The organism is Thalassospira lucentensis, from assembly GCF_001613805.1.
Classification (GTDB): Bacteria; Pseudomonadota; Alphaproteobacteria; order Rhodospirillales; family Thalassospiraceae; genus Thalassospira; species Thalassospira lucentensis_A.
Genome location: NZ_LPVY01000003.1, coordinates 448,307 through 462,084 on the forward strand (window position 1 = coordinate 448,307; position 13,778 = coordinate 462,084).

The 13,778-nt window shown below is 54.0% G+C and carries 12 protein-coding genes; 4 read left to right on the forward strand and 8 right to left on the reverse strand.

The window, feature by feature from the left end; all coding sequences use genetic code 11:
- Window position 1: 1 nt before the first annotated feature.
- The 6 genes from AUP42_RS04390 to AUP42_RS04415 form a co-directional block, all read right to left on the reverse strand.
- Window positions 2–1,264 carry a glycosyltransferase family 4 protein gene (locus AUP42_RS04390; RefSeq protein ID WP_062949226.1) on the reverse strand — a complete coding sequence of 421 codons (1,263 nt, stop codon included), beginning with the start codon at window positions 1,262–1,264 and terminating at the stop codon, window positions 2–4.
- On the reverse strand, window positions 1,261–2,106 hold the full coding sequence (locus AUP42_RS04395) for a class I SAM-dependent methyltransferase (protein ID WP_062949228.1): 846 nt from the start codon (window positions 2,104–2,106) through the stop codon (window positions 1,261–1,263). Before AUP42_RS04395 ends, AUP42_RS04390 begins: the two co-directional genes overlap by 4 nt.
- Window positions 2,103–4,355, reverse strand: a complete 2,253-nt coding sequence (locus AUP42_RS04400; protein ID WP_062949230.1) for a glycosyltransferase — start codon at window positions 4,353–4,355, stop codon at window positions 2,103–2,105. The genes AUP42_RS04395 and AUP42_RS04400 overlap by 4 nt, the downstream gene beginning before the upstream one ends.
- Window positions 4,356–4,424: 69 nt before the next feature.
- On the reverse strand, window positions 4,425–5,219 hold the full coding sequence (locus AUP42_RS04405) for a calcium-binding protein (protein WP_062949231.1): 795 nt from the start codon (window positions 5,217–5,219) through the stop codon (window positions 4,425–4,427).
- Window positions 5,220–5,550: 331 nt separating this feature from the next.
- Window positions 5,551–6,933, reverse strand: coding sequence for an HlyD family type I secretion periplasmic adaptor subunit (locus tag AUP42_RS04410; protein ID WP_062949233.1), 1,383 nt, complete (start codon window positions 6,931–6,933; stop codon window positions 5,551–5,553).
- Window positions 6,930–8,720: a type I secretion system permease/ATPase gene (locus AUP42_RS04415; protein ID WP_062949234.1), complete on the reverse strand. Its 1,791-nt coding sequence runs from the start codon at window positions 8,718–8,720 to the stop codon at window positions 6,930–6,932. The genes AUP42_RS04410 and AUP42_RS04415 overlap by 4 nt, the downstream gene beginning before the upstream one ends.
- 152 nt (window positions 8,721–8,872) lie before the next feature.
- Here AUP42_RS04415 and AUP42_RS04420 point away from each other — a divergent pair, with 152 nt between their 5' ends.
- Window positions 8,873–9,547 carry a MarR family winged helix-turn-helix transcriptional regulator gene (locus tag AUP42_RS04420; RefSeq protein WP_231858154.1) on the forward strand — a complete coding sequence of 225 codons (675 nt, stop codon included), beginning with the start codon at window positions 8,873–8,875 and terminating at the stop codon, window positions 9,545–9,547.
- A complete protein-coding gene (locus AUP42_RS04425; RefSeq protein ID WP_062949237.1) occupies window positions 9,544–10,737 on the forward strand; it encodes a glycosyltransferase in 1,194 nt (397 codons plus the stop codon). Before AUP42_RS04420 ends, AUP42_RS04425 begins: the two co-directional genes overlap by 4 nt.
- Here the strand turns inward: AUP42_RS04425 and AUP42_RS04430 are convergent, their stop codons facing one another.
- Both AUP42_RS04430 and AUP42_RS04435 read right to left on the reverse strand, forming a co-directional pair.
- Window positions 10,738–11,190: a Mov34/MPN/PAD-1 family protein gene (locus AUP42_RS04430; RefSeq protein WP_062949239.1), complete on the reverse strand. Its 453-nt coding sequence runs from the start codon at window positions 11,188–11,190 to the stop codon at window positions 10,738–10,740.
- Window positions 11,191–11,213: 23 nt separating this feature from the next.
- Window positions 11,214–11,579 (reverse strand): hypothetical protein, encoded by a 366-nt coding sequence (locus tag AUP42_RS04435; RefSeq protein ID WP_062949241.1) that lies wholly within the window; start codon window positions 11,577–11,579, stop codon window positions 11,214–11,216.
- Window positions 11,580–11,707: 128 nt separating this feature from the next.
- On the opposite strand from AUP42_RS04435, the gene AUP42_RS04440 reads away from it, so the two are divergent.
- Window positions 11,708–12,787 carry an RluA family pseudouridine synthase gene (locus AUP42_RS04440; protein WP_231858156.1) on the forward strand — a complete coding sequence of 360 codons (1,080 nt, stop codon included), beginning with the start codon at window positions 11,708–11,710 and terminating at the stop codon, window positions 12,785–12,787.
- Between the two features lie 111 nt (window positions 12,788–12,898).
- On the forward strand, window positions 12,899–13,765 hold the full coding sequence (rpoH, locus tag AUP42_RS04445) for an RNA polymerase sigma factor RpoH (protein ID WP_062949245.1): 867 nt from the start codon (window positions 12,899–12,901) through the stop codon (window positions 13,763–13,765).
- The last annotated feature ends 13 nt before the right edge of the window (window positions 13,766–13,778 follow it).

The following is a 13,778-nucleotide window of genomic DNA, read 5'->3' on the forward strand; positions in this document are numbered from 1 at the left end:
GTCAGGCCGCGACGAAATCGGGACGGATCATCTTGCGAAACAGCATGAGGTGCTTTTGCGCGACGTCGTCGATGGCGGCCGGCGGGCGCACATGGCCCGACAGCTTTTTCCAGAGTTTCGGATTGGTGGCGCAGTCCTTCATCACACGGGCCAAATCGGCCGGATCATCGGCACGCACATGAATGCCGTCATGCCCGTCACGCACCATTTCAGCCATGCCACCGATGCCGCTTGTAATGACGGGACGGCCATGCTGGAATGCTTCCTGAATGACCAGCGGGGCATTTTCCCACCAGATTGATGGCACAACGACCCAGTCGACCCGTGACATCAGTTCCGGAATATCGGCCCGTTCATAGGCCCCCATCCGGTGTATTTTCGAACCGGCCACCTCGAAAAGACCGTCGATCTTTTCATTGAAAGCAACCGTCTGAAACGGTGCAGCGCCATGAACGCGCAGTTCGAAATCGACATCATCGGCGGCCAGTTTCTGACTGGCTTCAAGTAGCACATCCGCGCCTTTCCAGGGGTTCAGGTTGCCAAAGTAACCGAATACATTGGGCATACCCGTGCCCATATCGCGTTTCGGCGCAGCAGGAACCGGCGGACGGCCATTGTGCATGACCTCGATCTTTTCCGGGTTGATACCCCAATCGATGTAACGGTCACGCAGGAACGCACTGGGCGACAGGAACCGGTCGACAACACGCAGATGATTGCGCAGATTGACCGACCGCATCGAAAAACGATCCGGTGCAATGCCATCCAGGCCACAACGTTTGCCGATACGATCTGCTTCCAGATAACGCTGCCGCGTGCCGCGATGGATCATCAGTCCGTCATTGGGACAGATCGGATAATAGTCGTGCAACGTCATCACGATCTGGCAATGCGGCAGGACACGCCGGATCAGCATCGGCAGTTCGATGCCCCAAAGAACCAGATGATGGATATGCACCACATCCGGATCCCAGGTTTTCAGAAGCTCGGTGAAATTCGGCGCGACGGCATACAGGTCCGTTTGCGACATGTTGAACCGGTCAAAATGCCCGGCCCAGAACAGCATTTCATCGCCAGCATCATTAATCGCCTGAAAGCTGGTTCCCGGACGGCGTTCACGGTGGATATCGTTGGTCGCACCGACAAAAATAGCTTCGCACCCTGCCCGCTTATAGGCATTGAAAAGATCGTGGGCGAAAATCTCGGTCCCGCCGGGATGCAGGTCGGGATGATTGTGTGCCAGAACCATGATACGGGGGTTCATGCGTTCCTCCGCGGTTTTTCAGCAATCAGGAAGTCCTGGTAATGGTCGGACTGATCGCCATGCCAGGTACCGAAACTTTTTGTCATCAGGCTAAATCCGGCGGCGCGCATCGCACCGTCAATAAAGCCGTCATCAAACCCCACAGCCGCCATCGGGTTTTCACCCTTGAGGTGCCAGCATGGCTGGTTTTCAAGTTTTTCCAGACTGGTCAAACGCGGGTCACAACCGGGCATTGACAGCTCTTCCGGATCACGGATGACAAATGCTGTTAAAAACAGCTTCCCGCCCGGGCGCAGCACGCGAAACACCTCGGCGCAATAGGTTTCGATTTCTTCGGGCGGCAGATGGGTTGCCACCGAGATCATTGCCGTGAAATCGAATGCACCGTCCTGAAAAGGCAACCGCATGCCACGCCCGCCGATGGATCCTTCGGGATTGTACAGCGCGTTTTTGACATCCTGTACCTGGAAGCCAAAGTTGGAATAAACTGGCGAGATGGTTCGTTTGCACCACTCGATACCGTTCGCAACCGGATCAATGCCTTCGTAAATCGCCTTGTCCGCATCAAGATACTGGGTCAAAGGCACTGCCATCCGGCCAATACCGCACCCGATATCAAGCACATCGTGATCGGGCATCAACCCGGCACGGCGTACAAAATGCCCAAGGAATTCGGCACCGATGGCACGATAGTCGCCATCGCCGACAAAAACGGCTTCCTCAGGCGGCACCGGCAGAAAACGATTGGCGATGATCTGCTGGCAAAGCCAGTCAAGATGCTGTTCGCCTTTGGCGTCCAGTACCGGTTCATCGTGATTGGAAAATGCCAGAACCTGGCTCATGCCGCTTCTCCCTGGTCGTCTTCATCCGAAACGCGGTTTTGCGGCCGGTTCTGCGGAACATCGTTTTCATGAAAATCTTCGAGCATGTCGCGCCAACGCGAGGCATGAAGCCACGCATTGTATTGCGTCGCCACGCCGAGCATGTAATCGGTGTGGGTTGAAATCGACTTGCGCTCGAAATGATAAAGGCTGGCGTCGGGGACATATTTGATGTCGAAATCGGCCTTGCGGATCTTGAGGCACAGATCGCTGTCCTCGTAATCGCCGATCACGTAATCCTCGGTAAAGCCACCGACGTCATCGAATGCACCGCGATGCAGCAACATGCAGGCCCCGGTAATTCCCGGAACGGAACGTTCGATATTGGCATCAGGGAACTGATCCGGAAGCCCCTTGTAGAAATGATGATTAAGCCACTGCCCGCGTTCATTTTTGGCAAAATACATTCCCGCGTGCTGCAACGAACCGTCTTCAAACAAAAGCTTCGGCCCCACGGCAGCGACTTCCTGTGGACCACCCATTTTCGATGCCAGCAATTCCAGCCAGCCGATCTGATGGGGAATGACATCGGAATTGAGCATTGCAATCAGGTCCGCACGGGCATGTTCCGCCCCGGAATTGCAGGCACGCGCATAACCACCGTTACGACTCATAACCACCAGACGCATCGGCATGTCGTAAAGCAGATGCAAACCGCGCAGAAGATGTTCGCATTCCTCCGCCTGTTCCGGGGAATCAAGCACATAGATCACGTCGCAATATTGCGAAATCCAAGGGTCACAGGCAAAGGCACCAACCTGCGCACGCAGAAAATCCAGGACCCGATACAGTGGCACGACAATGGAAACCGCCGGCTCCTTGCGCGGCTCTCCGAACTCGATGGTCCGGTCAATCTTGGCTGCTGCCAGCAACTTCTGCTGCAAATCACCAATGACCGGTGACAGACAGTTTTCAATAATCTCGTCGGTCAGATGTTGCGGCGGGACCGCACGCAGGATGCGGGCCCGTGCCTCGGCCGGATCAATCGGCTGTGCTGTCGGCACCATCAGATGACGGCTGCCAGATGTCAGCCGCATCAAACTGCGCGGCTGCAGGATCGGCACCTGACTTTGGATTTCACGATAAAATCCGACGAAACCGGTTGCCGAAACGGTACGATCATCATCCATGACATTACCGGCATAACGGTAGAAACCCTCGCCGAATGGGTGTGCCGTTCCCTTGCTGTCAAGAATATCGATCCCGGCAATCATTTCAGCCGGATCACGATACCAACCGCCAATCAGGGTGCCGCGTGCCGTGGTTACGGCAAGGTCGACCTCGCCGCTCGGCAATCCGCCGCCACCGGTTACCCGCTGGCTTGAAAGCGGACAGCGCAACTGGAATTCAAGGGCGGCCTTCCGGGCCTTGGTGTCGCCACGAGCCATCGCGCCGATGATATATTCGCGCAGATCGGCATCGGATTTGCCGCGCGCCAGCCACCATCGCGACAACGAGGGCAAAACTGGCGTCGCCGCCAGATGGCGAATGGCCAGCGCGCGTCCGCCGGTCACGACGAGATAGGCACCGTTCTCGGTGCCGTCGCGATCAGCGATCATGTAGGTCTGTTTCTTGCCCTGCGGACCTTCGCTGCTTTCATGCGGCGGAAGCGCCAGGCGGCGGAAACCAAAGGAGGAAACGATGTAAACGGCTTCGATTTCGCCAAATGCCACCGGCAGCCCGGCCGAGATCAGGATTTGCTGATCGGACAGCTTCGCGACCGCTTTGGCGCGTTGGGGCGTATCGACAATTTCGGAAACGAGCTTATTGAGGAATATGGTGTAACTTTTGCTGCGGCGGGTGCGGAACATGCTGGCCCATGCACCAAGCAAGGCAGACATCAGCGACAATCGCCCTGATGGCGTAACATCTTCCAGCAGCATGCCTGCGCTGGCGAATTCAAAATCACCATCCGGATCAATTGTAATTTCATCTTTGCGGCCAAGGGTCCCTGCTTCAGCCAGAAATGAAACAGGTGCATCTTTGGGTCTGCGGATAACACGCAGCAGGCGGGTTCCTCCGCCGCCAAGAGGCAGACGCAATGTGGCTTGCGGCGAAATTGCTTTGCCTTCGGTAGTTTCAAGCTTGGGCACCGCCCACAAACGGGTCGGCATATCCCATATAAGAAGCAATGTTTCAGGGTTAAGCAGGCAAACTTCCGGCGCGTCACCGGTCGTCCGCACAGCTTCGGACGAGGCAAATTCGAGCATGGCGATTTTCACTTCACAAGAAGTTCAGGGTGACGCCCGCAACATAAGTTGCGGACGCCATCATTCGGATTACTGGACGCTGAAGAAGCTGTCCGGATTGTCCTGGACGTCTTCTGCATCGACATTGTTGAGGGTGATGGAATCCCCATTGCCAAGGTCGATAACAGTGTTGGCGCCATCCTGCGTTGCACGCGCAGCAACATCGTCGGCACTTTCGATGCCGGTGTCGTTGATGTTGTTGCTAATGGAAAGCATGTCTTCGCCAACCGTGAAGTCGAGTACGACGTCGTTACCGCCGCCACCGGTGAAGACAAAGGTATCGCTACCCGAGCCACCGATCATCAGATCGTCACCGGCACCTCCGTCAAGGACATCGTCCCCTGCGCCGCCGAGCATAAGATCATTGCCTTCGCCGCCCTGGAGAACATCGTCACCAGAACCGCCCAACATCTGATCATTGCCTTCGCCGCCAAGCATGATGTCATCACCGGATCCACCGATCACGAGATCATCGCCTGCGCCGCCATCGAGGACATCATTGTCCGAACCGCCAAGCATGGTGTCGTCATCGACACCACCTGACAAAACATCTTCACCAGAGCCACCCATCATCAGGTCGCTGCCGGAATCCCCCATCAGTACATCGTTACCCGATCCACCGAACAGGATGTCGCTACCTTCGCCACCAATGGCAACGTCGTTGCCTGCGCCACCGAACAGGACGTCATCGCCCTCTTCGCCGAACAGAACATCATCATTACCTTGTCCGAAGATTGTATCGTCACCGCCACGTCCAAAAATCACGTCGCTGAAACGAGACCCTAGAAGCGCATCATCAAAGGCGCCGCCTTCGAGAGTTGCCATGTAATCCTCCTTCGTGTCCCAACATTATTGACATCGCGGGGGTTATCCCCTCACGAGAGGTTGGCCGTTCCCTCAAGGCGCTAGAGGCCCCCTGAGATCGGCCACACAGCAACCCTATATTCTTTTCTTTTATCTTAGGAAGATATTCTCGTGTTTTTATTGTGTCAATATTATGGATTAAGGCATGAATTACATTATAATTCCTGAATTATTTCACAAGTATTCATTTTTTATTTTATTTATATTTAGTTTTATTTTTGAACAATACTTGAAAAGAAAAAGCCGCAGACGTTTCAATCTGCGGCTTTCGCGCCTGCAGCATTTCTGAAAATCAGTCCTCGCGGAACGCTTTGCTCATGCTTTCGGTGATCGGATCTACCAGATAGTCAATCGCCTTTCTGGGCGATTTCAGGATCAGAATATCTGCTGGCATACCCGGTCGAATTTCAATGTCATCGCGCTCTGCCAATGCACCAGGGTCAATTGCGGCCCGAACGATGTAATAGGAAGAATCGCGCTGCTCATCGACCGTCTGGTCTGCTGCAACATATTTAACCTCCCCATCAAGTGGTGCCAGGCGACGCTGACTATATGCCGTCAGTTTGATCTGGGCCTTTGATCCGACATGAACTGAATCAATATCCTGGCGATTGATCATCGCCTCGATCAAAAGCGGTTCGTCTTCGGGGATAATATCCATGATCGGTTCTGCCGGACTGATCACGCCGCCCGGTGTGCGGACCTGAATATTGGCAACAGTTCCGGCCTGCGGTGCCTTGACCTCCAACCGGTTCAGGACATCTTCGCTGGCACGAAGACGCTGGCTGACATCGTTCAATGCCAGTTGGGCTTCCTGAATTTCAGTTGCTATGTCGCTTTGCCATTCCATTTCAATCGACGCAAGATTGATTTCAGCTTCGGCTTTTTGCTGTTCTGCTGCGGCTTTTTGCGCTTTGAACTCGCCCATATCGCCAACAAGATCTGACCAGTTATTCTCGATTTCGACCAACTGGGTACGCGTTGCGAATCCCTTCTCGGCCAACTGACGAATGCCTTGCAATTGCTCGGCAACCAACTTTTCCTGCCGGGTGCGGGCATTGATCTGGGAATCAAGCGCACGGGCCTCGGCGTCAAACTGTTCTATCTGTTTGGCCTGAGCATTCCGTTTGGCTTCATAAACCTCGTTACGCTTGCCAAACAGACGCTTTTCATCCTGCAAGATGTCATCAACATATTCCTGTTTCGCATCCATCAATTGCTGCGGAAAGTTGATTTGGTCGCGACCTTCCTGCTCCGCACGAAGGCGTGCAAGTTTTGCAAGAAGTCCATATCTTTCGCCGCGCAACTGCCCGAGTTCGGACTCGCTTCGCGTCCCGTCAAGCAGCATCAAAACCTGGCCCTGCTTTACGCGTTCCCCTTCCTCGACCAGCAGCTTTTTCAAAATGCCGCCCTCGAAATGGTTCACGACCTTTTTGCGGGAATCCACGATTACCGAGCCTGACGCAACCGCAGCGCTATCAAGTTCAGCTGTAAAAGCCCAGGAAAAGAAACCGCCAAACCCAACAGCGATCACAATAATACCTGCCATGATCGGCTTGCGCAGACTTTGGCGAGACGCCGTCCTCTCTTCATCAAGCACCTGATACCATGCAGGTTGCGGATCTTCCGGGATCATGACCTCGCCACGATCATCGACATTGATTACACGGTTCATGCCGCACCCCCGTTTTGCTGATTGCGTTTGATCGACGGCAGGCTTTTGATGTCATTGTCATCCTGCGTCATCGAACGGATCACATCGGTGCGTTCACCAAACTGCTTGACCCGACCATCCTGCATGACAAGCAGCTTGTGGGCGTATTGCATGATGCTTTGGCGGTGCGCGATCAGCACCACCATCGCCCCCGCATCCGCAGCCTGACGTACCGCCCGGATCAGAGACGCCTCGCCTTCGGCATCAAGATTGGCATTAGGTTCATCCAGTACCAGAAGACGGGGCCAGCCATACAATGCACGCGCAAGCGCGATGCGCTGCTGCTGCCCACCGGACAATGTATGTCGCCCGGCCCCGATCGGCGTGTCATAGCCCAACGGCAAACGGCCGATCATTTCATGAACGCCGGCCGCACGGGCTGCATCAATAACCTTGCGCGGATTTGCCTCGCGCATGCGACCGATGTTTTCACGGATGGTTCCGTTCAGAAGTGACACGGATTGTGGAAGATAACCGACCATGTTGCCAAACGACCCGCGCTCCCAAAGATAGGTACTGTGCCCATCAAGGAACACACCGCCTGCCGTCGGCTTTGCAGCCCCCACCAGAACACGTGACAGGGTTGACTTACCCGCTGCGGATGGCCCGACCACCCCAAGAATTTCGCCGGGATTAAGGTCGAAATTCACACCGCGCAAAACCGGAACATTCGATCCCGGCACCGCATAAACCAGATTGTCGACAACAAGCGGGCCTTCGGAACGCGGCGTTGGTTCTATCTCACGCTCGGACTGACGTTCTTCAAGGATATTTCGAATACGCTTCCATGACGACAGGGCTGAAACCCAAGCCCGCCAATCGCGGGTGACATTATCGAACGGCAACAGAAGACGCCCCATAATGACCGTACCGCCAATCATCGCGCCAGGTGTTGTTTCACCCTGAATGACAAGATATGCGCCCATCGCCAGCACACAAATCTGCATGCCGAAACGGGCAGAACGCGAGACAGAATACATCCCCTTGCTACGCGCATTACCGATATCAAGTAGCTCGCTGGCATGGATTTGCGATTGACGCCAACGCATAGCAAGAGCCGGCAACATACCCATCGCCTCAATGGCTTCGGCATTTGATACGGTTGACCCGATATCGCCGATATTGCGCAGATTGGCGTCAGAACCCTCCTTGGTGATCTGGCGTACCAGCAAATCCCCCAACAGGCTAAGCCCGATCAGGATCAGCACCGCCACAAGGCCGGCAATCCCGTAATATGGATGCAGGGCAAACATCACACCGAGGAAAATGGGCGACCAGATCGCTTCAAGCGGTGCACCAATGGTATTGCCATTGATAAAATTACGCAGATCGGACAGGTCGCGCAGAACCTGCGTCCCCTGTACCGACCCTTTTTCAAGCGCGACGCTCATTGCTGCCGAAATCGCAGGCAAGTTCAGGCGACGCAGTAATGATTTGGCCATTTCCTGAAAGATCAGGGCCCGAATGAAATCAAGGATGCCGTATAGAATGATGGCACCGACCGCAATTGCCAGCAGCAATTTCAGCGTATCGGTGCTTTGACTGTTGATGACGCGATCATGCACCTGAAGCATGAAAAGCGGCACGGTCAGTTGCAGAACATTGATAAAGCCGCTCAGGACCCCGGCCCATCCAAGGCCACGAACAAAAGTGTATCTTGCCTCGCGGATGACGGACTTCGCATCCAGCGATGGTCTGACAGCTTTGCTTTCTGCGGTTTTTGGCGTGTTTTTACGACCAAAATGCATTGATTTTCATCCAATCAGCCAAAAGTCATAGTTTTTCCGCAATCTAATCACATAGTTGCGATGTCATGATGATCTACAATAAAATCAAATATGTCGATCTCATGTTCATGATCTGACAATGTAAAAACAGAAGAAGACGAAGTAATTTAAAAATGAAAATACTTTCAAATTACTTCGAAATTACGAGCAAACTGAGGGAAGAATTGGGCGTGCGGAAAAACCGTTCAAGAGCAACGTCCTGTTATCTTCCCCACACGAAAGGCCTGCTACGGTCGAAAGACCATGGCATCAACTCTCGCTTGGGACCAGATAACGGATCAAACAACATGACCGTCACTCATCTTGAACTAGCAAACACCGTCGAGCGTATTTATCGGCGTTTTGCTGATCTGCTTCGTGTAGATCTTATTCGACTCGGCAAAGATGACATCAGCCCCGCACAAGTTGCGTTGCTGTTTACCATCGGAGACGATGAACTTTCGGTCCGGGATCTTCTTGATCGCGGCCATTACATGGGATCGAATGCATCCTATAATCTGAAGCAATTGGCTGAATCGGGCTATGTTGAACGCCATGTGATGGCCCGTGACCGACGGTCTGCCAGAATCAAACTTACCCGTAAGGGGCATGAACTGTGTGAATCCCTGCATGAATTCCACGAGGAATATCACAACGCACTGACCAATGACCTGCAAGACCAGCAGGAAATGGAAACAGCACTTCGCACCTTGCGGCGCCTGGAGGAATTCTGGACACAGACCCTCCGCTATGGCGGTGTGCCGGTAACAAGCGCTGTCATGACACAAGAGCTTCGCAGTCGCCGATGAAAATTGTCTTTGTCCACCGCCATGGACCGGGACAATTTGTTCACCTGGCCTGTCATCTGGCAAATGCCGGATGGCAGGTTTCCTTCCTTTGCGAAGCAATGAACGTTCAACTTCCCGGCATTCGTGTCCTGCGTCAGCGGGCTACCCCGCCCCCGCCTGCCACCCCGTTCCCCCAATATCACCATCAAATCGGCATGCAGGCCGCCACAACACTCGATTCACTCGTCGCACAGGAGGGGCCACCCGATATTGTCTACGGGCATATTGGCTGGGGCGGCATGATGTTTGCGCGGGATGTCCTGCGCAAGACACCACTGATCGGTTATTGCGAACATTACTATCATGCCGAGGGGCGCGATGTCGGTTTCGATCCGACCGAAACGGTTACATTGGCCAAGCGAACCCAGCTTCGGTTGCGCAACAACGCGCAGCTTTCAAGTCTGGAAACCATTGATGCCGGGATCAGCCCAACGGCTTGGCAAAAAGCTGCCTTCCCGCAAAGCTTCCACAACAAGATCGGGATTTGCCATGATGGTATTGATATCCATCGCTGCCGCCCGGATGAAAAAGCAGAACTGATCCTGCCCGATGGCCGCGTTGTCCGGCAGGGTGATCCGGTAATCACCTATGTCGCGCGCGACCTTGAACCCTATCGCGGGTTCCCGCAGTTCATGCGTGCTGCGGCAAAACTGTCCAGTCAAAACCCGGAGGTTACTTTTGTCGTCGCGGGTGGTGACGGCATCAGTTATGGATCCCCCCGCAGTGACGGAAAGAAATGGCGTGACGCCATGATGTCAGAAACCGGCATGGATCCGTCCCGAATTGCCTTTCTTGGGCAAATTCCGCATGACCAGCTGATCCGCCTGTTCCAGATCAGTTCGGCCCATGTCTATCTGACATATCCGTTTGTTTTGTCATGGTCAGTCCTTGAAGCCATGGCATGCGGAACACCTGTAATCGCATCGGATACCGGACCGTGCCGAGATATCATTCGTCATGGAAAGAACGGATTGATGTGCGGTTTTTGGGACGAGGATCAGCTTGCCACAACAATGGCGGAAGCTTTGGCACACCCTGAACGTCTTCGCGAAATCCGCAAGCTTTCGCGCCTTACGATCACACGAAACTTTGCCTTGCAGCAATGCCTTGAAAGACAGACCGGTCTGATTGAACGGATGGCAAAGCGGTGATCAGGTTTCGGAAATCTCGCAACGCATGAAATGGCGCGGGCCTGCATCGCCGGAATGTTCAGGCATCCGGCGATATAACCCGTATCCGGCAAGGCCCGTTTTATCGGTGGCGATGATCAGCCACAGGAAACCGGCTTCCTCGGCACGTGACAAATCTGTTTTCGACGGCTGCCAATCGCCATTAGGGTGCGAGTGATAGCACCCGGCAATCACCTCGCCGCGATCACGAACCGAACGATACGTTGCAATCAGGGTTTGCGGATCGATTTCAAATGTCTTCAGGGGATCGGCGGCAATATTGCTCGAAACAACAAATCGGGTAATCGTGGTCGGATCATCTGCGTTTGCAACCAAAAGGCCGCAGCATTCCTCAGGCCAAGCATTGACTGCCAAGGCCGAAACCTCGTCACGCAGACTTTCTGGCAACGTCACAACATACCCGGATCCGGTCATCGAACCACCTTGCAGAAAACGGTCTATTGCGGCTCCACCAGCAGGATTTGCCCAAGGATCGTGCCATCTCGCAAGGATACGACGACCAGACGGCTTCCCTGACGACCCTCAAGGCGCACGGTTGCCTCGCTTCCCTGCCGGGAAAAATCAACCAGCGTTTCACCCGGCGCCAGATCAATATTGATCGTTCCGAACGGTGCCAATTGCGCAACCGGTTTCGGATCAAGACCGGACGATGCGTCAACCTGCCCGGCAACCGGTACAGACGGCGTTGGGTCATCGGTTACAATGCCACCATCTTCCTGACGCGATACCCCATAAACCACAAGTGCGACGCCCGCGACGATCAGCACCCCCATAAAAGCGACCAGAATCTTGATAACGCGCATCACATTTCCGATTGATAAGTTGATCAACAGCCTGATCTTGCATCACGCTGCCACTACAGCATGCCGAACAGGACAACATTGAAGGCCATACCGACAAGAAACACCAATTGCAAGTTTGCAAAGCGGGATTGCATTTCATCGTCAAGCGATTAAAACCGCCCTGCAACAGACATCACCGGCCCAAATGGCCCCGAACAACAGCAGATGTGAATATGGATAGCGGCCCGAACGCGGAACATCTTGAATATATCGCCCTACCCTCGGATGAAGGTGCGAGGCTCGATAAGGTTCTGGCAACCGCATGGCCCGAGCAATCACGTTCACGCATCAAAAGCCTGATCGAGGACGGACATCTGATGCTGAATGGTAGTCCGGTTGCCAAAATGTCGTACAAGGTCAAATCCGGTGATCAGTTTGCGCTCGAAATTCCACCTGCTGTTGCGGCCGATCCCGTGGCCGAAAAAATCGCGCTCGATATCCTGTATGAGGACGACGACCTGCTGGTAATCAACAAACCGGCCGGGATGGTGGTGCACCCCGCAGCGGGCAATGAAAGCGGTACACTGGTCAATGCATTGCTGGCCCATTGCGGTGACAGCCTTTCGGGCATTGGCGGCGTAAAGCGCCCAGGCATCGTGCATCGGCTCGACAAAGACACCAGCGGTGCCATGGTGGTCGCCAAGAACGACGCAACCCATAGGGCACTTTCGACCCTGTTTTCCGAGGACAAGGAAAATATCGAACGCGCCTATATCGCCGTGGTCTGGGGTGTCCCCCGCCAGAGCGAGGGCATAATAGAAGGCAATATTGGCAGAAGCCCACGCAACCGTAAAAAGATGGCGGTGCTGCGAAATGGCGGAAAACCGGCCCTCACCCGGTACAAAGTTTTGGCAAAACGTGACGACTCGTTGGCTTCACTCGTCGAGTGCCGCCTTGCAACGGGTAGAACACATCAAATTCGCGTCCATATGACCCATCTCGGTCACTCACTTATTTGTGATCCTGTCTATGGTAGAAGCAAACTTACCCAGAAGTTCAACTCGCGGGTGCACGAGGTTCTGAACAGCTTTGAGAAACAGGCGCTACATGCCAGAACACTGGGATTTTTGCACCCAAAAACAGGCGATTACGTCCTTACCAAAGCCCCCCTTCCGGAAGACTTACAAGAACTCATCACCTGCCTAGACCTACCCATTGGGATAGTTTGACCTAACCTTTTTGGTCGAAAATCTATTGACGCCTTCTAATACCCACGTATACCCTGTCTAAGGTGCTAGGGGATAAACCGCACCTTATACGAAGCGTAACGGGAGGCTTCAATGAAACAGGGAAATGCACTTCCAATCATCTCCCAAGATGGTCTGACAGTCTATTTGCAGCGCATCCGCCGTTACCCCATGCTTACACCTGAACAGGAAACGACGTTTGCGTGTGAATACCGTGACAATGATGATGCAACTGCCGCAGAAAAGCTGATTACCAGCCATTTGCGACTGGTTGCCAAGATAGCCATGAGCTATCGCGGTTATGGACTTCCGATAAACGAATTGATCTCCGAAGGCAATGTAGGCCTGCTTCAATCGGTCAAGCGCTTTGACCCGGACAAAGGGTTCCGCCTTGCGACTTACGCAATGTGGTGGATCCGCGCCGCAATACAGGAATACATCCTGCATTCCTGGTCGCTGGTGAAAATGGGCACGACCGCCGCCCAGAAAAAGCTTTTCTTTAATCTGCGGAAACTCAAAAGCCAGATGCAGGCAATTGATGAAGGAGATCTGCTACCGGAACAGGTGGAACTGATCGCGACAAAGCTGAACGTTTCCGAAGATGACGTGATCATGATGAACCGCCGCCTCGCCGGACCAGATCATTCTCTGAATGCGCCGGTACGCATTGACGGCGACGGCGAATGGGTCGACTGGATCGAAAGCGAAGACGAAGATCAGGAAACCCTGTATGGCAAGCGCGAGGAATTCCTTCAAAGGATGAACCTGCTGAAAAGTGCGATGTCACACCTGAATGCACGTGAACGTGACATCCTGACCCAGCGTCGCCTGCTCGATTCACCTGTAACTCTTGAAAACCTTAGCGTCGCATACGGAATATCGCGCGAACGCATTCGCCAGATTGAAGTACGTGCCTTTGAAAAAGTGCGCAAATCGATCCACACCGATTTGCCGATGTGAGTCCCAACCTTAC

What these genes read in the sequence shown, in the direction of transcription:
- AUP42_RS04390 (WP_062949226.1), bottom strand. Translation starts at nt 1,264, where the DNA reads ATGAACCCCCGTATCATGGTTCTGGCACACAATCATCCCGACCTGCAT.
- AUP42_RS04395 (WP_062949228.1), bottom strand. Translation starts at nt 2,106, where the DNA reads ATGAGCCAGGTTCTGGCATTTTCCAATCACGATGAACCGGTACTGGAC.
- AUP42_RS04400 (WP_062949230.1), bottom strand. Translation starts at nt 4,355, where the DNA reads ATGCTCGAATTTGCCTCGTCCGAAGCTGTGCGGACGACCGGTGACGCG.
- AUP42_RS04405 (WP_062949231.1), bottom strand. Translation starts at nt 5,219, where the DNA reads ATGGCAACTCTCGAAGGCGGCGCCTTTGATGATGCGCTTCTAGGGTCT.
- AUP42_RS04410 (WP_062949233.1), bottom strand. Translation starts at nt 6,933, where the DNA reads ATGAACCGTGTAATCAATGTCGATGATCGTGGCGAGGTCATGATCCCG.
- AUP42_RS04415 (WP_062949234.1), bottom strand. Translation starts at nt 8,720, where the DNA reads ATGCATTTTGGTCGTAAAAACACGCCAAAAACCGCAGAAAGCAAAGCT.
- AUP42_RS04420 (WP_231858154.1), top strand. Translation starts at nt 8,873, where the DNA reads ATGAAAATACTTTCAAATTACTTCGAAATTACGAGCAAACTGAGGGAA.
- AUP42_RS04425 (WP_062949237.1), top strand. Translation starts at nt 9,544, where the DNA reads ATGAAAATTGTCTTTGTCCACCGCCATGGACCGGGACAATTTGTTCAC.
- AUP42_RS04430 (WP_062949239.1), bottom strand. Translation starts at nt 11,190, where the DNA reads ATGACCGGATCCGGGTATGTTGTGACGTTGCCAGAAAGTCTGCGTGAC.
- AUP42_RS04435 (WP_062949241.1), bottom strand. Translation starts at nt 11,579, where the DNA reads ATGCGCGTTATCAAGATTCTGGTCGCTTTTATGGGGGTGCTGATCGTC.
- rpoH (WP_062949245.1), top strand. Translation starts at nt 12,899, where the DNA reads ATGAAACAGGGAAATGCACTTCCAATCATCTCCCAAGATGGTCTGACA.